We start from the raw sequence: 24,492 nt of genomic DNA on the forward strand, positions 1-24,492 counted from the left end.
ATGTATTCTTTAATGAAAAACAAAATAATTATCATTCAAATAAACCTTTTAAATCAATTGGTTAATGATATTTAAAATCAATAATCGCATAGTTCCTGTTAAAAGTCTCACTAATAATTGTAAACAAAGGGTGACTCAACAATAATTATCCTTTATTTTCAAATAATTAATTATATTTACCTTAACTCTAAGCGATAAATGCGCACGTTATAGCATTTATTACTTTCCATTTAACTTATGATATATTGAAGATAAGCCTTTGTAATTAATTTCAAATAACACGAAAATGAGGTCGCTATGTATAAAAAAATCCTAGTTCCTATTGATTTGTTAGAAGATGAGTTGAACCAAGAGATCATCAAACACGTTGAGGCACTAGCGCAACTAAGCTCAGCCGAAATTCATTTTCTATCCGTTATTCCAAGTCTTGAATTATTTTTTGGTATTGAAATTGCCGCCTTACCAGAAAGCAATAAAGATTCTGCAGAACGCTCAGTTCTCGCAATGCGTGCATTAGAAGAGGTCATTAAAGATATCAAAGTTGCTGATGAACGTATTAACTGCAAAGTTGGTATTGGTTCCGCCAAAGACGAAATTTTGGATTATGCGCAAGAAATTGGTGCCGACCTAATAGTTGTTGGCTCTCATCACCCAAGCACTTCAACCTACCTATTAGGCTCCACAGCATCCGCTATTGTGCGCCATGCGAAAACATCTGTATTTGTTATTCGCTAAATTAATTGCTATAAAAAATGCCGCTAAATGCGGCATTTTCTTGAATATTTATTTATTAACTGAATCAATTAATTTATCGTCTGTAGACCAGATGCGATATTTCACTTGCATATCTTTTGGAGCGTAAACCACAATTGGTAGCTTGCTGTTATAACGCACAAATGCATCATCACCTAACTGAGTTGTCACAAAACGGTCTTTTGCCGGCTCAGAACATCCCATCATGGTAGACGCAGGGCCTTTTACTTCGTCGAGTTTATAATAATCATAACCCCAACCTTCTAATGTCTTTTTGTCTAGGTCACCCATAAACCATTGGCGGTTACAATCTGCTTTGATCGTTTTTCCAATAACTAACTCAACCATAAAGTCATTTTCATTTTGTTGCTTGGTTAATTCAATTACATGACGAGTCATACCCGATTCAGCTTTTGGATATGGCGCGATCTTTTCCAAATCTTCCGTTGCTACTGCACAAGATGAAATTAGTGCCGCTGCCATTACAGATAAAATCGCTTTTTTCATTATTTATTCCTATTTAAGAACATAAAACTAATTTTTAAAACCAGACTTTTATACATATTAAGTCATTTACGTCGTAATTATCACTATAGATGATTCTTAATTACAAAAATAGAGATAACTCAGGTAAAGCAATGTAATACGACTTAATTCTAGTAGAAAGATCATAAAACTAATAAAAATTATGTAAATTACAAGCTATTTGGATGTACAAAATGTACGCAATGTTTATACTGAATCTGAGGCTTAATACATTCTGAGGAGGTAGTATGTTATCAGCAGATCAAGATTTAGTTTCAAAATTAATCTCTACACATCCCCGTTTTCAGACTCTTTATGAAAAACACCATCAACTCGACAAAGAAATCAGTAAATTAGAAGGTCCTTCTGGAGCTGGTTACAATGAGCATGTCGCTAAGCTAAAAAAAGAAAAATTACATCTTAAAGATGAAATGCAAAAGATAATGCTCTCGAGTCAATAGCTTATCACGATAATAATATCTGGTATTTTTCTCACATAACGAAAATCACAAACTTAGCTAACATTCTAAAAATGACGATATTATATTGATTCATTTAGTCTTAGCTAAGTGGTTTTTCACACTAATATAAGAGGGTAATTTTTTACCCTCTTTTTATTGCGTCGAAAATTCACCATTTAATTGAGCTCTATCAATAAAAACACGAATAAATCATCATTAGCTAACCATTCGCCTCTTAAAACTGTATATTAAATATATGTTTTAATTCTCTAAGGACTTTCTATGGTTGGCAAACGCATTCATCGTGAAATTAAAACGATTGAAAAAATGATAAAAATCTATGAAAAAGCCTACCCTGCGCCACTAGAATCTCCTGATTTTTATCAAAAATTATTTTCCTATGCCGTTAATAGGCTAGAAAAATGCCGGTATGGGGAAGAAAAACCAGCATGTAAACAATGTCCAATCCATTGTTACCAACCCAAAATGCGGGAACAAATGAAGCTAGTTATGCGCTGGGCTGGCCCTAAAATGTTAATCCATCACCCAATACTCGCTATACGCCATTTAATTGATGATCGTAAACCTGTTCCTGATTTACCTACCAAAGTAAATAAACGCACAGCTCGGAAGCAAGAACCTCGATAAGCGTAACCATAACTCAAACTAACCCTCTACTTAAGCAAAATACAGTATAAGGAGAAGTAATAAAATACGGGTATATTAAACAATAATAAGCGAGAAAAGTAATAACAAGAAAAAACTATTTATCAAAACATATATTTAAAATACCTATCAGAGCCATCATTCAAACCTATCTACTAAAAAATGAGACTCAAGTCACATCTTAACAGCAATTACCCTCATATTAATAAATAATATCAATCGATACGATTATAAAAAAAAAATAAATTAAGTTAGCAATCAATTATTACATTAATGAAATTAATCAATAATAGTTTTAACGAATTCTAATATCACCATTAGCATAGCTAAAATTCATATTACTATACTAAAAATGATAAGTGAGCAGAAAGTAGAAAAAAAACACATTTTATGTGTAATAAATAATAATATATTAACAACCGACTAATTTTATTAATTTATAATTTTAATCTAAACTAATTAAAATTATAGGAATAAACAGAAAAAATACCATTTTAAAACCAATAAATACCGAGCCATTTGCAGAAAAAGATCGGAAAATATATATTTGGAAACATTTATTTATATTTGGAATTACAATGTGACACAAAATTAATCGATTTATATAATTTCAAACATACTAATAACATCCATGCTTTATATCACCAGGTGGAAATTGTTGAACATTTAATTTTGAAGTTATATTTAAATACAATTAATGAAGGTATCGTCATGCAAGTAGTAAATTCACCAAATCAATACGTAATTAAACAAATAAAAGTTAATAGTAACGCAGCTCATCACATTATCGATTTAGAAACCAAAGGGCTTTTAATCGTAGAGCAAGGCTCAGTATTACTAGAAACCCCATCTAACTCTCAACGTTTAAATGAAGGTGATATCTTATATCACAAACAAGGCGCTTACTCATTGCAGCTCGCTGAAACAACAAATTGTGATTTACTTTGGATTTCTTTAGATGATAAGTTTTTACGTAACTTCATCTCCAATCATGGTGCTGAGTTAAGTGGAATAGACCGCGGTGAAGGCTTACCATGTGATGTAATTAAATTTAATTCTTCTCCTCTCATTAACGAAATTAAAGCAAGCTTAAATGCATTTATCAATAATGAATACCCTGATGTTATCTTCTCACTCAGAGTAAGCGAGTTATTATTATTACTGAGCTACAGTGAACAAGGTGCTTTATTGTTATCTAATTTTAGACAGCTGAGTAGTCGCCAAGTAGAGCGTTTGCAATTATTTATGGAAAATAATTATCTTAAGGAGTGGAGATTAAGTGAGTTTGCACGTACTTTTGGCATGGGGTTAACAACCTTTAAAGAGCTGTTCAATACCGTTTATGCTACATCACCACGTTCTTGGATTAGTGAAAAACGTATTATGTATGCACACCAGTTATTAATTAACACAACAATGAGTATTGTTGAAGTTTCAATGGAAGCTGGTTTTTCAAGTCAATCTTACTTCACTCAAACTTATCGAAAAAGATTTGGATACACTCCGAGTCGGTCAAGAATAGCAGCTTAACCGCTCAGTAATATTCAAACTCATGCCCTGTCAGTTATAGAAATATAATCTGGCAGAACGGCAAGCAGCTCTCCCCCTTTTAAGTATTCACCTAAACTTCTTATACTTCTTATACTCCCTTTTAAATTAATACATCACAAAAAAGGTAATTTGCCTTTTCAGTGACAAATTACCTTTAAGATAAACTTAGACAAAAATTATATTATTTTGCTTTAATTATTTTCAAATCAATAATTGACATGGAGTTTGGTGGTACTTCACCAGGTATACCTTCAACACCATACCCTCCTTCAGGCTTAATATATACCTTAACCATGCCCCCTTCCCCTGCTCGTTCTACAAAGGAATTTAATGGAGCTGGTAACTGGCTATAAGGCAATGTGACAGGGTTTTGATCGGTGTACAATACTGTAACCTTACCATCCGTCAATTGTTCCCTCATAATAAAAGTTACATCTTTATTTTTGACGTCTTTTATCGGTGAGCCTGCTTGCATGATCTTATAGTAAGTGTTGTTATCGAGCTTACTGTATTTTTGAGCAGTAATTTGTTCAATAATCTTTTGGTTTTTCTTCGCATTTTCTGCAGCGATCGCTTTTAAATCTTTACTAGGCGGAACTCGTCCAGCCAAACCTGTATTCGTTTTTGATCCACTTCTCGCTTTTAATGCATCATTTTCATCTTGTAGTTGAGTTATCAATCGGTTCAAGTCCACAATTTGTAATTTTAAAGTTTCATCACTCGAAATGGATTTACGCGAATCTAACTCTGTTTGTAATTTTTTCAATTTCTCTTGTGCTAATGCTAATTCTTTCTGAGAAGTCGTTTTTAAATCACCAAAAAGCTTATTTGTGTCTGCCAGTTTTTGCTCAACCTCAGACTGTTTCTTTGTTTTAGCCGCTATATCACTTTCAAGTTTGTTAATTTTGTCTTCTTGAGACTTAGTCTGCTTAACAAATTGCTGATTTTGCTGCTCAAGTTTTCTCTTCTCATTTTCTTGGGCAGTAAGAGCATCATTAATTGATTTTTTCTCAGATTCTAACTTAGCTAAAGCTGATTCTTTCTGTTTCAATAGGGCAATCTGTTTATTTAAGTTTATTGTTAGCTCTTTAACTTGCTTGTCACTTGCTTGCCCTATTAGCGCTGTTTGTTTTTCAACATCTTTTTGTAACTTCAACAGGTCTGCGTTGGCTTGTTTCAGCTGCGCTTGTGCGGTGGCATAACTCTGCTCTTGCTGGCTGAGTTTTGCCTGCAAGTCCGCCTGCTGTTTTTCACTGTTCGCAAACTGTTTTGACAACGCATTTTGCGCGGCTTGCTGCTCGGCTAGCTGTTTTTTCGCCGCGGCCAGTTCGGCTTCTAACGCCACTTTCTCAGCCGCTTTCGCGGTTTGCTCCGCTAATGACGCCTGAATTCTATCTGCTTGTTGCGCTTTTTGCTGGAGCTCTGCGACCAACTGCTGGTTTTTCTCGGCTAACGCTTTCGCATCCGCTTGCTGTTTGGCTAAGGCGTCACGGGTGGTTTGGCTTTCGGTTTCCGCTCTCTTCAACCCGTCTTCTTTTTGCTTCAGCAACGCCAGTTGTTTGTTTAAATCCGCCGTCAGCGCTTTAACTTGCTGATCGCTGGCTTGGCTCATCAACGCGGTTTGTTTTTCCACATCCGCTTGGAGTTTTTGTAAGTCCGCCTTCGCTTGCTTCAGCTGCGCTTGTGCGGTGGCATAACTCTGCTCTTGCTGGCTGAGTTTTGCCTGCAAGTCTTCCTGTTGTTTTTCACTTTGAGCCAACTGTTTTGCTAACGTATTCTGCGTGCTTTGATATGAATTAAGCTGCTCCTGAGCCGCTTTTAATGCATTTTCTAATGCAACTTTTTGTTCTGCTTGTTCAGTTTTTTCTGCCAGGGAAGCTTGAATTTTTTCTGCTAATTGTTCTTTTTCAACCAACTGGGCTTGTAATTGCTGGTTTTGAGACTCGAGTGATTTACTTTTTTCTTGCTGAGCAACTAAAGAAGATTGAACGCCATCTTTTTCACTTTTAGCCGTTGCTAGTTCATTTTCTTTTTGTTTTAACAACTCTTTTTGCTGTAAAAGCTCAGCTGTCACTGATTTTATCTGTTCATCAGTGTTACCCACGAGTTGTAGTTGATTTTTAGCCTCTGACTCTAATTTTGCAATATCAGCTGTCAGTTGCTCAATTTTCAAATTCGCTGAGGCAAATTGCTGTTCTTTTTCTGCTAATTGCTGTTTAAGTTGGGCTTGTTCAACAACACTTTCATTTAATTGCTTTTCAAGCTGAGCAATGGTTTCTTGAGTTTGTTGATTTTCTTGGCTCAATTGCTCAAGGCTATTTTGCTTTTGCTCAATTGTTTTTTGTGCATCCGCCAATTTAGCCTTTAATGTGTCAACTAAAGACTGGTCATCTGATGAATCTACAATCGTCTGTAATTGAGCTATTTGCTCTTTATTCTTCAGAACCTCATCATTTAATTTATCAATCTCAAATTGCTTTTCGGTAATTGTATGCGTTAATTGCGCAATACTCTTATTATGATTAATGAGTTCAGAAACAAGTTGTTCATCATTGAGTAAATGATTATAGGCAATAAGTTGGCCTACTCCTTGAGCAATACCAAACTTATATAAATGAGTTAATTGCTGACGTTCAATTAATTGCGCTAACTGCTCAAGATAAGCAGAGGCATTAATACCAGTTGGCTTAGCAAATTTAGACGCATATAAGCCGAGAGGGTCAAGAACTAATTGATACTTTGCGAAATCTTTTGCTAGATAAGCAGGATCCCATTGATTGCTTTGAAAAAAATAAGGGTAAGACGACAATAAAATAGGGGCTACGCCATTTTCTGTCGTCACCGCACACACCTCAGGAAACGTCGTTTTTTCTGGCTCAGTAGGATCTGCTTTCACTACATCTGTTTTCTTTGTTGATGTAGCCGCAGATTTATTCTTCCCTGTTGCTTTACTTTTAGTTCCTTTATTAGCTTTAGCTGCCGCAGATTTTTGTTTCTCTTTTGGCGCAGGAACAGTAGATAGCGAAGAAAAGATATCATAACCTTGGTTTTGTGTATTAACTGGCAATTGCTGCTTTTGTTCTTGCACTTTGCCTTCTTTTTCCATTTGAAGGTAAGTATCAAAATCATCAATTATATTGTTAAAGCGCTCTGCTTTTGGAGCATGACTAAAAAAAGTCGTAACAAGTGCCAGTGACACACAAAGCCTAAGGTTTATTCTCATAATCCACTAATTTTCTTCAATGTTGATTCGGTAGACAATACTGAGTTATAACGAACTTTTGCGCACAACACTTTAGTTTTGGATTCGATCGCCATTTGTAATAATTCAATTGTGTCTGGGCTAGCAGTACTTTCAACTTGTCGATATAGACGGTTGATTTCGCTAACTTCTTTAAATGAACCTACTAAGCGATTGTAATCTTTAGGTGAGAGTGTTTTGAGCGCGTTTAATTCTTTAACACACGTATTTAAATGGGCAAATGATTGCTGATCAGCACCATTTTCACCATAGCTTGTTGATGCTATTGGTGTACGACTAATGGCACTATTTAAAACTTTTTGAGATTCAGGGTATGTGTTATCAGTCTGGCCTGAATTCGTATCCGCAGTTGGTTGTGTTACTGGCTGAGCGGTACTTGCATTGACTGTCTGTTTACTTGGGGTATTCGGTGTTGCTGTATTGTATGTGTCTGAGCCAAATGTACAACCTGAAAGAAGAGCTGTACCTGCTATAAGCAAAGATGCAACATGAAATTTATTTTTTAAAAACATATGGTTACCTTACCAGCACTTTTCTTCGCTATTATAATGATGTCCAAAAAACCTAGTGTAAGCTAAAAATTAGCTATTTTCTATAAGTCCGAACGTAGAAATAGAGTCATCTCATAAATTTATGATTAACTTAACTTTAGTTTTAAAATTATTTTATTGCTATATTTTCATTAATTTTATGAGCTAATTCTCACTAGTCGTCCAATAAAGGAGTAAATTAACACCTTTTTCGGAATTTTTTATTATTTTATGTCAGATAACGATTAGGTTACTTGGTAAACCTTACTAGCAATTCAATACCTTTCAAGTAAACTCTTATTTTAGTTCTGTCATCTGAAACAATTGTTAACAAATAAAATGCTAGCTAACAAAAAATCTTATTTCATTTATCAAGCTGCTGACACATTTAAGCCTATGACATGAAAATAATCGCCATCACACCAAATATGGGTAACCTGCTTAATTCAATTCTACAGGTTAACAGTAATTAAAAATTATAAATAGAATCAATTTTTTATCAAAAAACATATTTATAGACATTCAACTACGTAATAAAGCATAGCAGTTATCTGTCAGAATTACTTATATTAAATTGATACGATTCGTAACTCAAATTTATTTTTAATTAAAACATAGTGATTACATAGTCATAATCACTAAAAAAAAACTTTTCAGTGATTTCATTTTACGTTACTCATTTAACGTCTAGTAAATGGTGTTTTATTTTTTAACTAAAATGACCACTTGAATAAAACATGTGAAGAGTAATATTGATAGCTTATAAATATATGCCCGGAATTAACCGGGCATAATGCATTTAAGCTTTGCTAGGACGTAAAGCAGGGAATAAAATAACATCACGAATAGTATGGCTATTAGTGAATAACATCACCATACGGTCAATACCAATACCTAAACCGGCCGTTGGCGGTAAACCATGTTCTAATGCAGTAACATAGTCTTCATCATAGAACATTGCCTCATCATCACCTTCGTCTTTTTGACGAACTTGCTCAGCAAAACGCTCAGCTTGGTCTTCTGCATCATTTAATTCCGAGAAGCCGTTACCAATTTCACGGCCACCAATGAAGAATTCAAAACGGTCAGTAATGAATGGGTTGTCATCGTTACGGCGTGCTAATGGTGAAACTTCAGCTGGATACTCAGTAATAAATGTTGGCTGAATCAAGTGGCTTTCTGCAACTTCTTCAAAAATTTCACACTGAATACGGCCTAAGCCCCAGCTCTTTTCAATCTTAATACCGATAGACTGAGCAATCGCCACCGCTTTATCCATATCATCCAAATCAGCAACATTGGTTTCTGGGCGATATTTGCAAATCGCTTCTTTCATGGTGAGTTTGGCAAAAGGTTTACCAAAATCAAACTCTTGCTCGCCATACTGAACTACGGTATTACCTAATACTTTTTGTGTCAGTGTACGGAATAAATCTTCTGTCAACGCGATTAAGTCACGGTAATCCGCATAAGCCATATAGAGTTCCATCATAGTGAACTCTGGGTTATGACGTGGAGATAGCCCTTCATTACGGAAGTTACGGTTAATTTCAAATACTCGTTCAAAACCACCCACAACTAAGCGCTTGAGGTATAATTCAGGCGCAATACGCAAATACATATCGATATCTAATGCATTATGGTGAGTCACAAATGGACGTGCAGAAGCACCACCTGGAATGACTTGCATCATCGGTGTTTCCACTTCCATAAAACCGTAGCTAACCATAAAGTTACGTACTTCAGCGAGGATCTTCGAGCGAACAATAAAAGTATGACGAGATTCATCATTCGCAATTAAATCAAGGTAGCGCTGACGGTAACGTGTTTCTTGGTCTGATAGACCGTGGAATTTGTCAGGTAATGGACGCAATGCTTTGGTTAATAAACGAACTTCATGACAATGAATAGTTAACTCGCCAGTTTTGGTTTTAAACAAACGGCCTTTAGCACCTAAGATATCGCCTAAGTCCCATTTTTTAAACTGTTCGTTATAGATGCCTTCTGCCAAGTCATCACGCGATACATAAATTTGAATGCGTCCGCCAACGTCCTGTAGCGTGGCAAATGACGCTTTACCCATGATACGACGCGTCATCATACGGCCAGCAATCGATACTTCGATATTTAAGTCTTCAAGCTCTTCGGATGTTTTATCATCATATTGAGCATGAATTTTGTCGGAAATATCTTCACGACGAAAATCATTTGGAAATGGAATACCCTTTTCACGCAGTGCCGCTAATTTTTCTTTACGGGCTTTAAGTTCGTTATTCAAATCAGGTGCTTGTTCAACACCTTGTTGTTCCTGAGACATTTTTCCCTCACAGGCCAGCTTTTAAACTAGCTTCAATGAATTTATCCAAATCACCATCCAGTACGGCTTGCGTGTTACGCGTTTCCACACCAGTACGTAAATCTTTAATTCTTGCATCATCAAGGACATAAGAACGAATCTGGCTTCCCCAGCCAATATCAGACTTGTTCTCTTCCATCGCTTGCTTATCTGCATTTTTCTTTTGCATTTCCAGTTCGTATAGCTTCGCTTTTAACTGGCGCATAGCTTGGTCTTTATTTTTATGCTGCGAACGGTCATTCTGGCATTGCGTCACAATATTGGTTGGAATATGTGTGATACGTACCGCTGATTCCGTTTTGTTTACGTGCTGCCCACCAGCACCAGATGCACGGTACACATCGATACGCAAATCTGCTGGATTGATTTCGATATCAATATCATCATCAACTTCAGGATAAATAAACGCAGAACTAAAAGAAGTATGGCGACGCCCACCCGAGTCAAACGGGCTCTTACGAACCAAACGGTGAACACCCGTTTCCGTTCTTAACCATCCGTAGGCATAGTCACCAATAATTTTGACCGTTGCCGATTTTAGCCCGGCAACATCACCATCAGACTCTTCGATAATTTCGGTTTTAAAGCCCTTTGACTCGGCCCAACGCAAGTACATGCGTAATAACATACTTGCCCAATCTTGAGCCTCAGTACCGCCAGAACCCGCTTGTAAGTCAATGTAGCAGTCTGCGCTATCGTATTCGCCTGAGAACATACGACGAAATTCAAGTTGCTCTAACTTGCCTTGTAATTGCTCTAATTCAGCTTCTGCTTCATTGAATGTGTCTTCATCATCAGCTTCAACCGCTAGCTCTAATAAACCTTCAACATCTTCAAGGCCTTGCATCATCTGGTCAATCGTTTCAACAATTGCCTCAAGCGATGAGCGTTCTTTACCAAGGGCTTGTGCTCTCTCGGGTTCATTCCAGACATCTGGCTGTTCAAGCTCAGCGTTGACTTCTTCTAAGCGTTCTTTCTTGGCATCATAGTCAAAGATACCCCCTCAGAACCACTGTCCGTTCAGACAGGTCCTGAATCTTACTTTTTACTGGGTTTATTTCAAACGTCATTTTTCAATATCTTATGGTTAGTCAAAAATAATTTTTTATTCACAAACCGCTTAGTATAGCGGAATTTATCTCATGTTTATAGCGCCATCAAACGCTATTTACTGGTTATTCTTCTGGTTTATTACCAGCTTAATCCGGCCAAATATGCTCAATCATTAATTGTACGTTTCTTTGGCCACGATATTCGTTTACGTCTAATTTAAAGGCTATTTTAGCTTTTTTGATACTGTTGTCTGGCCATCTACGGACATCAATATTAAACATGATTGCATCTAACATTGGCCCACCATTCACAGGCTCTAGCATCAGTTTCAGATGACGTTCACCAACAAGCCTTTGCTGCAATAATTGAAACTCGCCATCAAAAATAGGTTCTGGAAATGCTTGCCCCCACGGGCCACTTTCTCGAATAAGTTCAGCCGTTTCTAAACAAAACTCATGGCGAGAAAGTTCACCATCACTCCAGATCACCCCAGCTAATTGCTCAGGTTGAACTAATTCACCCATCAATAATTCGAAATGATGTTTAAAGGCGTCAAATTGATCAACATGTAAAGTTAAACCTGCAGCCATTGCATGCCCACCAAATTTTTGCATGATACCGGGTTGTAACGTATTTAATCGTTCTAGTGCATCCCGCATATGAACACCTTGAATAGAGCGGCCAGAACCTTTTAATAAACCATCACCAGCAGGGGCAAATGCGATAACCGGACGATGATATTGTTCTTTGATCCTTGAAGCGAGTATACCGACAACACCTTGATGCCATTCAGGATGATATATGGCTAAGCCATTCGGTAACTGGTTTTCACCGTATTCGAATTGATTAAAAAGCACGAGTGCTTCTTGTTGCATACCCGCTTCAATCTCACGACGAGTTTGATTTAACCCATCTAACTCATTCGCCAGTTCCCTTGCATATGCCATATCGTCTGTCAGTAATAATTCAATACTCACTGACATATCATCTAATCGACCTGCCGCGTTTAATCTAGGACCAAGAGCAAAACCAAAATCATTTGCCACTAACCTAGATAAATCGCGGTTGGAAACCTCAACGAGGGCTTTAATTCCCGCGCAACAACGCCCTGCTCTAACACGATTTAGCCCTTGGTGAACTAAAATACGGTTATTGGTATCAAGAGGCACCACATCGGCAACGGTTCCCAATGCAACCAAATCAAGGTATTCGGCTAAATTAGGCTCTGCAAGCCCTTGTTTCGCAAACCATCCTTGCTGACGTAAATACGCACGTAAGGCTGACATTAAATAAAATGTGACACCTACCCCCGCTAATGATTTAGATGCAAAGCAACATTCATTTAAGTTCGGGTTGATTATCGCATCCGCAGCAGGCAACGTTCCCCCCGGCAGATGGTGGTCGGTAATAATTACATTCATTCCATAATGATTAGCGGCACCAACCCCTTCATGAGATGAAATGCCATTATCAACCGTTATAATGAGATTTGTTCCACGTTTACGGGCTTCTTCAACAACCAATGGCGTTAAACCATAGCCATTTTCAAAACGGTTCGGAACGATATAGTTGATATTTCTATATCCCATTGATTTTAAAGCTCGAATAGCTAATGCCGTACTTGTTGCTCCGTCGGCATCAAAATCACCAACAATAGTAATAGCTTCATGCTCAATTAGTGCGCGATAAAGTAGTGGTAATGCCTTATCAACACCCGATAATGACCGATAATCCAATAAATTAGCCGCTTTACGCTCTAACTGAGTTATGTCCGTGATGCCTCGATGTTGGTAAATCCGTTGTAAAAGTTCAGGCAAGCCAGGAAGTTGAGCCGCAGAGCTTTGTTGCTGTCTTTGTTGTAAGAGCGTTTCTACATTCACAATAATTAACTATTTTTGGTTGAGTAATTGAACAAGGGCATCCGGTTTCATATAACCAGGTAGCATTTGCCCATCAGGTAGGATGATTGCTGGGGTTCCCGTCACTTTGAATAAATTACCCACACTCATATGCTTACTTAGGTCAATTTTGCAGTCATCAATGATCGCAACGTCCTCACCTTTAAACGCTTGAGTTAGTGCCTTTTGTTGTAGGCCATTACACCAGATAGACGCCATTTTTTTCCCTACGTCACTATCTGCGCCTTGGCGTGGATAAGCCAGATAACGCACTGTGACACCTTGGCGGTTTAATTCATCAACAGACTCATGTAATTTCTTACAATAACCACAGCTAATATCGGTAAAAACGGTCACAACATACTTTTCTTGGGGAGCTTTAAAGATAATCATTTCATCTTTTAGCGCCTCTACTTTTTTCAATAACGGCTGGTTACTGATATTAACCGGGTTTTTACCGCTCATATCATAAATTGGCCCTTGCAATAAATACTTGCCGTCATCTGTGATGTATACAACGCCGGTTGATGTTTCAACCACATTCAGCCCAACAATGGGTGAAGGTTTAATCACCTCAACAACCATATTGTATTTTTCCAATGTATCACGGATAACTTTTTCTTCCGTTGCCCCATAGACTGTGGAAGTAAACGACGCAATACATGCGGCAGCCAATAATAACAATTTGCGTTTCATAGATAGTCCTTTAATCATGCATCACCCCCTTGGATGATGCTGCTCATGCAATACTCGTAACCGCTCAGTCGCAACATGAGTATAAATTTGTGTGGTTGATAGATCGCTATGACCTAACAACATTTGTACCACGCGTAAATCGGCCCCATGGTTGAGTAAATGGGTGGCAAAAGCGTGTCTTAGAACATGCGGTGAAAGTAGCTCACTGTCAATATGAGCAAGTACGGCATAATATTTTATTCGGTGCCAAAACGTTTGCCGAGTCATTTTCGTGCCACGTTTACTTGGGAATAGAATATCGCTCGTTTTGCCATTTAATAAATCAGGGCGACCTTCATCAATGTATTTCTCTAGCCAATATATTGCCTCTTCCCCCAAGGGAATCAATCTTTCTTTATCGCCTTTACCGACAACACGAATAACTCCCTGCCGCAAACTTATATCCGAGAACGTTAAACCGATTAATTCAGATACACGCAAACCACAGGCATATAACACTTCTAACATGGCTTTATCACGTAGCTCTAAAGCATCTTCGGTAGCAGGGGCGTTTAATAAATCTTCAACTTGTTTTTCACTTAAATCTTTGGGTAAACGCTGCGGAATTTTGGGTGCAGCAATGACCGCGGAGGGGTCATCCAGGCGAATTTTTTCCCGATACAAATATTGAAATAACCGACGCATCGCACTTAATAAACGTGCTGAACTGGTTGCTTTATATCCACAATCAATGCGTTCAGCAAAAAAAGATTGTAAGTCAATAGATTGAACATTTTCTAAATGCAACTGGTGAGCATCAAGCCATTTATCTAATAATTGAAGATCATTACGATAAGAAGCTAATGTATTTTCAGCAAGATCTTGTTCAAGCCAGATTGTATCAAGAAATTGTTCAATTAATGGATTAAGTTGTTTTGTTTCCACGACAGATCTACTTCCTTTCGATAATACCACACGATTCTATTATGCCTGAATGTGCCGGCTTCTGTTACAATACATCTCTTGTGATGAAAACCATAGCTGGACATAGTAATAATATATATGAAAATAGGTCTTTTTTACGGTTCTAGTACCTGTTATACCGAAATGGTTGCAGAAAAAATACGTGATATTCTCGGCGATGATTTCGTCACACTGCATAACGTTAACGATACACCGCCGGCAGAAATGGAACAGTATGATGTTCTTATTTTGGGAATACCTACGTGGGATTTTGGTGAAATACAAGAAGATTGGCTTGAAATTTGGGAAGCGCTTCCCAATCTTAACCTCGCAAATAAAATCATTGCGATGTATGGTCTTGGTGACCAAATAGATTATGGCGAGTGGTTTCTTGATGCCCTTGGCATGCTCTACCATCAACTAAAACCAACTGGTGCTAAATTCGTTGGCTTCTGGCCGACCGAAGGCTATACCTTTGATAGCCCTAAACCACTCAATGAAACCGGTGATATGTTTGTGGGGCTTGCATTAGATGAAGTTCACCAGTTTGAACAGACCGATGAACGCATCGCACAATGGTGTGTACAGATTTTTCAGGAAATTGAAGCTCTATTATAATGCAAACTGATGTTTGCTTGCTCATCGATAACCCAAAGTGAGCGGCACCTAGCGGTATTTAGGCCACCAATTCGGTTGATCTTGGTAGCCTAGATATCAGGGTATTGCAGCAATAACTGGTTTAAATTACGCCAATTTTCCTCCGAAAGTGCGTCTTTAGCTACCCATAAATGGATCTTTTGCGGTTTGCCTTGTAACGCTTCTAATGTCAGCAATATACCGTAACGAGTAAGCCAAGGTGCTTTCAGTATTCGCCACTCGTTTTTCTTCCACTGAAGCTTATTGCCATTAACCAGTACAGCAACCCCTTTTATTTTACTGATATTTTTCTGACTCTTTGCCCAACTCGCAACGACAACCACTAGTAGCGGCAGCCATATCATTGAGTTACCAGGAGACCATGGAGTCAGAAGCAAAAACATCCCAATGACCCCATGAACACAGGTTGAGAACAATTGAGTTTTCCATGAAATGGAGAGATTAGATTTCCACAGGACCACGATTTTTATTTTTTTCCTGAATCAGTTTAATCATACGAAAAAGTTCGTCATCATCTGGGCGGCCATGATTCATTAACCAGTTGAATAAGTCAGGGTCCGCACATTCTAATAATCGAACAAATACCTGCTTATCTTGGGTTGTCAGGTTATCATATTCATACTCAAAAAACGGCATGATTGAAATATCTAATTCACGCATACCACGGCGGCATGCCCAATGAATTCGCGCTTTATTCTCAATATCCATTTTACTACGGCCTTTTTTGCAGTTAACTGATTAGATTGATTATTTTCCATACTCTAACAGATTATCCGCCAAGAAAACATGTTATAGACTACATAGTTGTAATTTTAGTAGTAAAATACCGTTTTTCTACAAACAGCTGATGAAAAACTATTAGATAATACAGGTTCATCATAATAACTACTTGCAATGTTATCTAGCTATTTTACCATTAGGCACCCTTATCTATCAAAGAACAATAGGTGAAATCATGACTAACCACATTGATAGTACACAGCAATTTCCTCTCGGATCTCAGTCTTTACCACTCGTTTTGATTTCACTGGAAAACTGGGAACTTATTCACCTTCACGGCGCCGATGCAGAAAAATATCTGCAAGGCCAAGTGACCGCGGATATTGCCACACTCACACAATCACACGCATTAACAGCACACTGTGATCCCAAAGGTAAGATGTGGAGTGACCTCCGCTTATTCCATCACTTAGATGGCTATTCCTATCTATTAAGAACTAGCGTTGCCGATTCACAACTCGCTGAACTGAAAAAATATGCTGTTTTCTCGAAAGTCACTTTTGAAAAGAAACCGGACCTAAAATTAATCGGGGTCGCAGGTAAAGGCGCTAGAGAAGCGCTGGCAACACTCTTTACTACATTACCAGACGACCAAAACCAAGTGGTTACTGACGGCGCTTCTACCATATTGCATTTTGCATTACCCACAGAGCGTTTTCTGGTGATCACAAGCGAAGAAACGGCACAAAAAATGGCTCAAACCTTGAGTGCTATTCAGGTCAATGATGAACAATGGCTAGCCCTTGATATCGAAGCTGGGTTTGCAGTTATCGATCAACAAAACAGTGCTCAACATTTACCTCAAGCAACCAATTTACAAGCCCTACCTCATGGTATTAGCTTTAAAAAAGGCTGTTATACCGGTCAAGAAATGGTTGCCCGTGCAAAATTCCGCGGTGCAAATAAACGTGCGATGTATACCTTAAAAGGCACAGGCACTACCATTCCTGCTATTGGTGAAGGTGTGGAATGGCAGCTTGGTGATAAATGGCGCCGTACAGGAACCGTGCTAGCGGCAATTCGCTTAGGTAGTGGCGAAATCTATGTACAAGTCATTATGAATAACGATATGGAAGCCGATAGCGTTTTCCGCGTTATGGGTGATGAGCAAAGTCATCTAACTATCGCACCATTACCTTATTCATTAGAAGAGAATTAATTGGAGTTTTTATGTCATCTGCATTAGGTAGCAAGCCCGTAGAGGTGGTTAATTTTGGGGCTTTTACCGAAGTCGTCCAATTTTTGATGGAATTAGATAAACTCAAAAGTGTTTATCGTAAAAATAAGTTATTGAACCGTGAACGCCAAGAAAATACAGCAGAACACAGTTGGCAATTTGCGGTTGCAGCCATGAGTTTTGCACCCTATGTACAAGGCGTTAATATCGAACATGCGATAAAACTTGCCCTTGTGCATGACATTGTTGAAATTGACGCAGGTGATGTATTGGTATTTGATAATGCCGCTCGTGATGCTATTCATGAAGAAGAAGTTAAAGCGGCTAAGCGTATTTTTAACTTACTGCCTAGCCCGCAAAATGAAACATTGCTAGCTTTATGGAATGAATATGATGCATTAGAAACCCCGGAATCTGTGTATGCGAATGCCATTGACCGAGCAATGCCAATGCTGATGAACCTGCACAATCAAGGGCAAAGCTGGGTCGAAAACCACATTCGTCTGGAACAAGTTCTCAGTAAATGTGATTATATTCAACAGATCCTACCTGAATTTTATCAACAACTTAAATTACAATTGGAGCTAGCTCAGCAAAAAGGCTGGTTGCTGTAATTGTCGCCCAAAGCGGCTGAAAAGCCGCTTCATTTAACGTTTTACACTCATCTAATCTAATATGTATTGCCCATAGTAAGATATACCTTTCACTAATTCATTATTTTAATTTAAATAATAAACCACTTTATATTTTTTAATAATTATTAATCTCGACTTATATAGAAATACCAATATTAATAACTTGCTAATTATTAATATCACTCCTATCTTTATCATTGAACATTTGCCTGTGAGGTTTAAAATGCAAAAATTCAATGAATATTCAAATCCTTACCTTTTACTACTAGATGTCCATTCACCCGCTATAGTTCAATTCAATAAATCAACTCGTCAAACAATCCCAATTATCGAAGAACTCGGTGGAACCCCTGACGGCATTGCTATTGACCCTGCTAATCGATTAATTTATTGGAGCAATATGGGGGATGATTATGAAGCTGACGATGGCTCCATCAATGTGATGAATTTTGATGGCACTGGCAGAAAAATGCTATTAGGCAATGGAAAAATAAGAACGCCAAAACAATTACATCTTGATTTAGTGAATCAACGATTATATTGGTGTGACCGTGAAGGAGGTATGGTTTCATCGTGTAATATCGATGGTTCTAATTTATTCGTCCATGTAGCAAGACCCCGAGATAAACACAATAAAGTAGATATCTTAGACCAATGTGTTGGCATTACTGTTGATGTCGCAAATAATTGGCTCTACTGGACTCAAAAAGGAACCCCTAAAGGTAATTTAGGTCGTATCTTTAGGGTGCCATTAACGCCTAAAACCCAACAATCAGCCAATCAACGAAACGATATTCAATTGCTCCTTCAAGACCTACCCGAACCTATTGATTTATTGCTTGATGAAGAGACCCATATTTTATATTGGACAGATAGAGGCGCTGAGCCCGATGGTAATAGCTTAAATTGTGCCAATATTACTGCTGATGGATTAAGCCATTACAAGGTAATAAGCCGTGGTTTTAAAGAAGCAATTGGGCTGACATATGATAAACCAGCAAAACTGATGTATGTCGCCGACCTTAATGGAGGGGTTTACCAAGTCGTTATGGAAACAGGTGAAGTGGAAAAGCTATACCAAGGTAAAAATTATACGGGGATTTCACAATATTTAGGTTAGAAATATCCATAAATAAAGGCTTGATTTCAGTAAACTATCGAAATCAAGCCTAAAACATATTTAATTCACACTATTTAATGAAAGGTGTGATTTATTCCTACATATAATCTTCAATCGGTACGCACGAACAGTGTAGGTGACGATCCCCATACACATCATCAAGGCGTTTTACCGCAGGCCAATATTTATTCGCTTTCGTTTGTTCAGTAGGGAATACGGCAAGCTCACGGCTATAACTATGAGGCCACTCCCCTGCTAACTCTGTTTGCACATGAGGCGAATTCACTAATGGGTTATCTTCTAACGTCCATTGGCCTTTCACTACTTGGTCAATTTCATCACGGATAGCTAACATAGCATCAATGAACCGATCAATTTCCGTAATACTTTCAGACTCTGTCGGCTCAATCATTAATGTTCCCGCCACAGGGAAAGACATGGTTGGTGCATGGAAACCATAATCAATCAAACGCTTAGCAATATCCAGTTCACTGATACCCGTGTCTTTTTTAATCGGACGTAAATCGACAATACACTCATGAGCCACATAGCCTTCTTGCCCTGTATATAAAATGTCATAACGACCAGAAAGACGCTTAGCAATATAGTTAGCATTTAAAATGGCAACTTGGCTGGCTTTGCGTAAGCCATAAGAGCCCATCATACGAATATACATCCAGCTAATTGGCAAAATTGATGCACTACCAAATGGGGCGGCTGATACCGCACCTTGGTCAGTTAACATTTCTTGCTCAACCACAGAGTGCCCCGGTACGAACGGTGCTAAGTGCTTTTTCACACCAATAGGCCCCATACCTGGGCCACCACCGCCATGAGGAATACAGAATGTTTTATGTAAATTTAGGTGAGAAACATCCGCACCAATAAAGCCTGGAGTTGTTAACCCAACCTGAGCATTCATATTTGCGCCATCAAGGTATACTTGGCCGCCATATTGGTGAATAATTTCACACACTTCACGAATACTTTCTTCATATACCCCGTGGGTTGATGGGTAAGTTACCATCACACAAGAAAGAGCTTCGCTATGTTGCTGGGCTTTTTCACGTAAATCAGTTAAGTCGATATTACCTTCATCATCACAACGCACTACCACCACTTCCATACCTGCCATATGCGCAGAAGCTGGATTAGTACCGTGAGCAGAAGCTGGGATCAAACAAATATTTCTCTCCCCTTCATTGCGACTTTCATGGTAACGACGAATAGCTAATAAACCTGCATATTCACCTTGAGCCCCTGAGTTAGGTTGCATACAAACCGCATCATAACCGGTCAATTGTACTAACCAATGAGAAAGCTGTTCTATCATTTGATGATAACCTTGCGCCTGCTCAGGTGGACAAAACGGATGTAGCTCGCCAAATTCAGGCCAGGTAATTGGGATCATTTCCGCAGCCGCATTAAGCTTCATGGTACAAGAACCGAGTGGGATCATAGCTTGGTTTAATGCTAAATCTTTGCGCTCTAAGCTATGCATGTAGCGCATCATTTCGGTTTCACTGTGGTAACGATGAAAGTTGGGATGTACTAAAATTTCATCATCACGTCTCATCGTGTTTGGAATTGCTTGTTCTGTCGCGGAAACTGACTGATCTAGTTTTTCAAAATCCAGCTTAGTTTCGACACCGGTGATCACTGCAAACAATTCATTTAAATCTTGGCGGGTCGTGATTTCACTAAAAGTCACACCGACTGCACCACGAATGTCAGTGCGTAAATTCACTTTGGCTTTTTCAGCACGCGCTAGCACTGCTGTTTTGTCTGCGACTTCAATGCAAAGTGTATCAAACCAAGTTTTATGGCGTGATACGAAACCTGCATCTGCTAATGCCTTGACAAAAATAGAGCTAAAGCGATGAATGCGCTCTGCAATTATTTTCAGCCCTTTTGGTCCATGATAAACCGCATACATGGCTGCAATATTGGCTAACAGCACTTGGGATGTACAAATATTCGAGTTCGCTTTTTCACGGCGAATATGCTGCTCACGGGTTTGCATCGCCATACGTAGTGCAGTATTACCTGCCGCATCACGAGACACACCGATAATACGTCCCGGCATTGCCCGTTTAAATTCGTCACGACACGCAAAAAATGCCGCATGAGGTCCACCATAACCCATGGGAACACCAAAACGTTGCGCTGAACCGAAGACAATATCCGCCCCTTGCTTACCCGGTGCGGTCAGTAATACTAGTGCCATCATATCTGCAGCAACACAGCTGACAATTTTACGCTCTTTTAGCTGAGCAAAGAGCGCGCTGTAGTCATGGACATTACCTGTCGAGCCAACCTGCTGAAGTAACACACCAAAAACACCTTCGTGTTCCAATGCTTTCTCTGCGCTATCCACAATCACTTCAAAACCAAAAGTACCCGCACGCGTGCGAACGACATCTAGCGTTTGCGGATGAACATCATCTGCTACAAAAAAGCGTTCTGCATCTTTCAGTTTGCTGATCCGTTTTGCCATTGCCATAGCTTCAGCCGCAGCAGTGGCTTCATCTAATAACGACGCAGAGGCAAGGTCTAAACCAGTAAGGTCGATAGTTACCTGTTGAAAATTCAATAATGATTCTAAACGACCTTGTGACACCTCCGGTTGGTATGGCGTATAAGCGGTATACCAACCCGGGTTTTCTAATAAATTACGCAAAATAACCGGCGGAAGCACTGCAGGCGCATACCCCATACCAATGTAGCTTTTGTAGCGCTTATTGAGTGACGCTATCGCTTTTAATTCAGCTAAGGCTTCTTGCTCAGTTGCTCCCCCACCCACTCTTGGTGGCTCTGCAAGCAAAATGGCTTTAGGGACAATTTTGTCCATCAAAGTATCTAATGACGTTGCACCCACGGTGTCTAACATGGTTTTTAATTGTTGTTCTGATGAACCAATGTGGCGCGAAATGAATTCTGAACGGTTTTCTAATTGACTCAGTGACATCGACATATCTGTGTTCCCATCCTTTGTCTGCTATGCATAAGTTGTAGGGCGGTTATTACGGAACTTGCGAGATAACGCTTAAAATCAATGATATTGCTGCTTGTTTCTTGTTTCTTGTTTCTTGTTTCTTACTAATTATATTTTATCAATCCTCTAAATAGCTCATCTTATGGCTATCACTAAAAAGTGTTTATTCTAAATAGGTTGCGTTGTGGCTAGGCGGCAAACGTAGACAATCTTGGGGGACATACACAAGTATGTGACCCGAGTTGTTGAGTGCATCCACCCATAAAACAAGCGTATTAATAAATCCTATAAATAGTTCATCTTGTGGCTAGGCGGCAAACGAATAAGACCCTAGGAGCATACATCAGTATGTGACTAGGGCGAATGAGCGAAGCCAACGCCGCCACAAGAAGAAATATGACTAGGATTTTATTCTTCGGCTTCGATCATAGAGGTATAACCCGCCGCATCAATTAAATCCGCCAGCTCTGCGGTATCGGATGCTTTAATACGGAAAATCCAGCCTTCTTGGTATGGCTGTTCGTTCACAAGTTCTGGCGCATCATTCAGTTCGCCATTAACCGCCACAATTTCGCCACTCAGAGGAGCGTAAATATCGGATGCCGCTTTAACTGACTCGACGACTGCAACGTCATCACCTGCACTTACTGCAGTACCTACTTCGGGTAAATCAACAAACACCATGTCACCTAACGTTTCTTGCGCATGTTCGGTGATACCAACCGTAAACTCACCATTACCTTCATCGCGCAGCCACTCATGTTCACGGGTGTACATTAATTCTTTAGGTGTATTGCTCATCATTAGCCTCTCAATTTTTAAATTTATTAATTAGATTCGCCCAAATTACACTAAGCATTTTCCTTCACGGACAAAGCCCGGTTTAACGACTTCAACTGGCATCTCTCTTTGTCTGATTTCAACAATTGCTTTGCCTTGAATTCCGTTCGGGACACGCGCTAACGCAATACTAAAGCCAAGGGTTGGCGAAAAAGAGCCACTGGTTATCACCCCTTCTTGTAGTTTCCCAAGTTCATCAGTAAAGCGGACAACTTGCCCCGCACGCAGTATACCTTTTTCACGCATCACAATACCGACAAGTTTTTCAGTACCTTGTTCGCGTAATTTTTCCAATGCTTCACGGCCAATAAATTGACGATCTTCAGGTTTCCAAGCGATCGTCCAGCCCATATTCGCGGCAAGGGGAGAAATGCTTTCATCCATATCTTGCCCATATAGGTTCATACCGGCTTCAAGGCGTAAGGTATCACGTGCCCCTAAGCCCGCAGGGTGAACTCCAGACTTAAGCAGTTTATGCCAAAATTCAACGACCTGCTCTTTAGGCAGGGCAATTTCATAACCTTTTTCACCAGTATACCCAGTGGTTGCGATGAACAAATCCCCTGCTTGAACACCATAAAATGGTTTCATTCCTTCAATAGCACTGTTTTGTTCCGCACTGAGTAATGAATGAACTTTTTCTGGCGCTTGTGGCCCTTGAACAGCCAATAGTGCTAAATCATCGCGAACACGAATTTCAACAGCATAGCCTTTAGCATGCTGCTCAATCCAAGCGAGGTCTTTATCACGTGTTGCTGAGTTGACGACGAGACGATAAAAGTCATCAGCGAGGTAATACACAATCAGGTCATCAATAACACCACCAGAAGCATTCAGCATGCCTGTATATAAGGCTTTACCTTGCTCTGTAAGTTTATTGATATCGTTGGCGAGAAGATAACGCAGAAAATCACGACAGCCTTCGCCGTGTAAATCAACAATAGTCATATGGGAAACATCAAACATCCCTGCTTCGGTTCTGACAAAATTATGTTCATTGATCTGTGAACCATAATGCAACGGCATCATCCAACCATGAAAATCGACCATTTTTGCACCGCAGGCTATATGTTCATCATATAGTGTTGTTTGCTTTACCATGAATACCCTCTTTACATTATTAATATGACAGGGTGATTGCGTGGTGAAAATTACCCATCTGCAACAAAATCACGTGATAATTTTAACCCGACGCAAACGATAACTTTTTAAAAACCTACCACTGTTTGCGGTTCTATTCTATAAAAAAAAATAGGGCTACCATTCCTCTGTATTACTGATTGCGCTCTGATTTTGCCAGCGATTTTTGTTAAATAATTGAGAATGATCACTCAAAACCCTTACATTTAGAGTCTAATGGTGCAAAATATCACCAAAACTAGAATTTGAATGATACCTTGATAAATAAAACCCACCATAGCAATATAAATAAAACTAATGCGAAAAATGAATGTAATTAGTTTTTTTCAGTCATAGTTAAAAATAGCTGCGTGTTTTTAGGTATTCATACTCACTAAATTGAGTCACTAAGAAGAAATAAAAAATATGGTTTGTTTTATCGAAAAATGATATTTGATAATAAAAAAATCAGCATA

21 protein-coding genes are annotated in these 24,492 nt (G+C 38.9%); 8 read left to right on the forward strand and 13 right to left on the reverse strand.

The genetic code is table 11. The features are described from left to right. Window positions 1-297 precede the first annotated feature (297 nt). Entirely contained in the window at window positions 298-735 is a 438-nt protein-coding gene (locus tag PR725_RS09730; RefSeq protein ID WP_004912997.1) for a universal stress protein, read from the forward strand. 48 nt (window positions 736-783) lie between these two features. Here the strand turns inward: PR725_RS09730 and eco are convergent, their stop codons facing one another. Then, window positions 784-1,260, reverse strand: coding sequence for a serine protease inhibitor ecotin (eco, locus tag PR725_RS09735; RefSeq protein WP_004913002.1), 477 nt, complete (start codon window positions 1,258-1,260; stop codon window positions 784-786). A 266-nt stretch (window positions 1,261-1,526) separates the two neighbouring features. On the opposite strand from eco, the gene PR725_RS09740 reads away from it, so the two are divergent. The 3 genes from PR725_RS09740 to PR725_RS09750 all read left to right on the forward strand — a co-directional run bounded on the left by PR725_RS09740 (window position 1,527) and on the right by PR725_RS09750 (window position 3,935). Then, complete coding sequence (locus PR725_RS09740; RefSeq protein ID WP_004261774.1) at window positions 1,527-1,739, forward strand: DUF465 domain-containing protein; 213 nt, start codon at window positions 1,527-1,529, stop codon at window positions 1,737-1,739. A 282-nt stretch (window positions 1,740-2,021) separates the two neighbouring features. Then, window positions 2,022-2,387: a nitrous oxide-stimulated promoter family protein gene (locus PR725_RS09745; RefSeq protein ID WP_004913005.1), complete on the forward strand. Its 366-nt coding sequence runs from the start codon at window positions 2,022-2,024 to the stop codon at window positions 2,385-2,387. Window positions 2,388-3,116: 729 nt separating this feature from the next. Then, complete coding sequence (locus tag PR725_RS09750; protein ID WP_115168261.1) at window positions 3,117-3,935, forward strand: helix-turn-helix transcriptional regulator; 819 nt, start codon at window positions 3,117-3,119, stop codon at window positions 3,933-3,935. A gap of 202 nt (window positions 3,936-4,137) precedes the next feature. Here PR725_RS09750 and PR725_RS09755 read toward each other — a convergent pair whose 3' ends face one another. The 7 genes from PR725_RS09755 to xerD all read right to left on the reverse strand — a co-directional run bounded on the left by PR725_RS09755 (window position 4,138) and on the right by xerD (window position 14,675). Then, entirely contained in the window at window positions 4,138-7,155 is a 3,018-nt protein-coding gene (locus tag PR725_RS09755; protein WP_272568761.1) for a hypothetical protein, read from the reverse strand. A 20-nt stretch (window positions 7,156-7,175) separates the two neighbouring features. Next, window positions 7,176-7,730: a hypothetical protein gene (locus tag PR725_RS09760; protein WP_109912911.1), complete on the reverse strand. Its 555-nt coding sequence runs from the start codon at window positions 7,728-7,730 to the stop codon at window positions 7,176-7,178. An 817-nt stretch (window positions 7,731-8,547) separates the two neighbouring features. Further along, entirely contained in the window at window positions 8,548-10,065 is a 1,518-nt protein-coding gene (gene lysS / locus PR725_RS09765; RefSeq protein ID WP_109912912.1) for a lysine--tRNA ligase, read from the reverse strand. Window positions 10,066-10,072: 7 nt separating this feature from the next. After that, window positions 10,073-11,174 (reverse strand): peptide chain release factor 2 gene (prfB, locus tag PR725_RS09770; protein WP_109912913.1). Its coding sequence is split into 2 segments (ribosomal slippage): window positions 10,073-11,095 and window positions 11,097-11,174, totalling 1,101 coding nucleotides; the frame shifts between segments, so codons are not numbered across the junction. Window positions 11,175-11,303: 129 nt separating this feature from the next. Continuing rightward, window positions 11,304-13,037, reverse strand: coding sequence for a single-stranded-DNA-specific exonuclease RecJ (recJ, locus tag PR725_RS09775; protein ID WP_198641449.1), 1,734 nt, complete (start codon window positions 13,035-13,037; stop codon window positions 11,304-11,306). Between the two features lie 9 nt (window positions 13,038-13,046). Next, entirely contained in the window at window positions 13,047-13,751 is a 705-nt protein-coding gene (gene dsbC, locus PR725_RS09780) for a bifunctional protein-disulfide isomerase/oxidoreductase DsbC (RefSeq protein WP_109912946.1), read from the reverse strand. Window positions 13,752-13,772: 21 nt separating this feature from the next. Then, window positions 13,773-14,675: a site-specific tyrosine recombinase XerD gene (xerD, locus tag PR725_RS09785; protein ID WP_109912915.1), complete on the reverse strand. Its 903-nt coding sequence runs from the start codon at window positions 14,673-14,675 to the stop codon at window positions 13,773-13,775. Window positions 14,676-14,792: 117 nt separating this feature from the next. On the opposite strand from xerD, the gene fldB reads away from it, so the two are divergent. Continuing rightward, window positions 14,793-15,311: a flavodoxin FldB gene (fldB, locus tag PR725_RS09790; RefSeq protein WP_004913034.1), complete on the forward strand. Its 519-nt coding sequence runs from the start codon at window positions 14,793-14,795 to the stop codon at window positions 15,309-15,311. Between the two features lie 89 nt (window positions 15,312-15,400). On the opposite strand, the gene PR725_RS09795 is transcribed toward fldB, so the two are convergent. Together PR725_RS09795 and sdhE are read right to left on the reverse strand one after the other, a co-directional pair. Then, complete coding sequence (locus PR725_RS09795) at window positions 15,401-15,811, reverse strand: protein YgfX (RefSeq protein WP_042851636.1); 411 nt, start codon at window positions 15,809-15,811, stop codon at window positions 15,401-15,403. Then, window positions 15,792-16,058, reverse strand: a complete 267-nt coding sequence (sdhE, locus tag PR725_RS09800; protein WP_004913039.1) for an FAD assembly factor SdhE — start codon at window positions 16,056-16,058, stop codon at window positions 15,792-15,794. Before sdhE ends, PR725_RS09795 begins: the two co-directional genes overlap by 20 nt. A 247-nt stretch (window positions 16,059-16,305) precedes the next feature. On the opposite strand from sdhE, the gene ygfZ reads away from it, so the two are divergent. From ygfZ to PR725_RS09815, 3 genes are all read left to right on the forward strand, one after another. Further along, entirely contained in the window at window positions 16,306-17,289 is a 984-nt protein-coding gene (gene ygfZ, locus PR725_RS09805) for a tRNA-modifying protein YgfZ (RefSeq protein WP_004913041.1), read from the forward strand. A gap of 11 nt (window positions 17,290-17,300) precedes the next feature. Next, window positions 17,301-17,921, forward strand: coding sequence for an HD domain-containing protein (locus PR725_RS09810; protein WP_109912916.1), 621 nt, complete (start codon window positions 17,301-17,303; stop codon window positions 17,919-17,921). 244 nt (window positions 17,922-18,165) lie between these two features. After that, on the forward strand, window positions 18,166-19,062 hold the full coding sequence (locus PR725_RS09815) for a YncE family protein (RefSeq protein WP_164528562.1): 897 nt from the start codon (window positions 18,166-18,168) through the stop codon (window positions 19,060-19,062). A 97-nt stretch (window positions 19,063-19,159) separates the two neighbouring features. Here the strand turns inward: PR725_RS09815 and gcvP are convergent, their stop codons facing one another. The 3 genes from gcvP to gcvT all read right to left on the reverse strand — a co-directional run bounded on the left by gcvP (window position 19,160) and on the right by gcvT (window position 23,998). Next, window positions 19,160-22,036, reverse strand: a complete 2,877-nt coding sequence (gene gcvP / locus PR725_RS09820; RefSeq protein WP_004913047.1) for an aminomethyl-transferring glycine dehydrogenase — start codon at window positions 22,034-22,036, stop codon at window positions 19,160-19,162. 429 nt (window positions 22,037-22,465) lie between these two features. Then, complete coding sequence (gcvH, locus tag PR725_RS09825; protein ID WP_123382449.1) at window positions 22,466-22,858, reverse strand: glycine cleavage system protein GcvH; 393 nt, start codon at window positions 22,856-22,858, stop codon at window positions 22,466-22,468. Window positions 22,859-22,903: 45 nt separating this feature from the next. Beyond that, window positions 22,904-23,998: a glycine cleavage system aminomethyltransferase GcvT gene (gene gcvT, locus PR725_RS09830; protein ID WP_004913055.1), complete on the reverse strand. Its 1,095-nt coding sequence runs from the start codon at window positions 23,996-23,998 to the stop codon at window positions 22,904-22,906. Window positions 23,999-24,492: the final 494 nt, after the last annotated feature.

The organism is Providencia sp. PROV255 (assembly GCF_028478065.1).
In the GTDB taxonomy this organism is placed as follows: domain Bacteria; phylum Pseudomonadota; class Gammaproteobacteria; order Enterobacterales; family Enterobacteriaceae; genus Providencia; species Providencia rettgeri.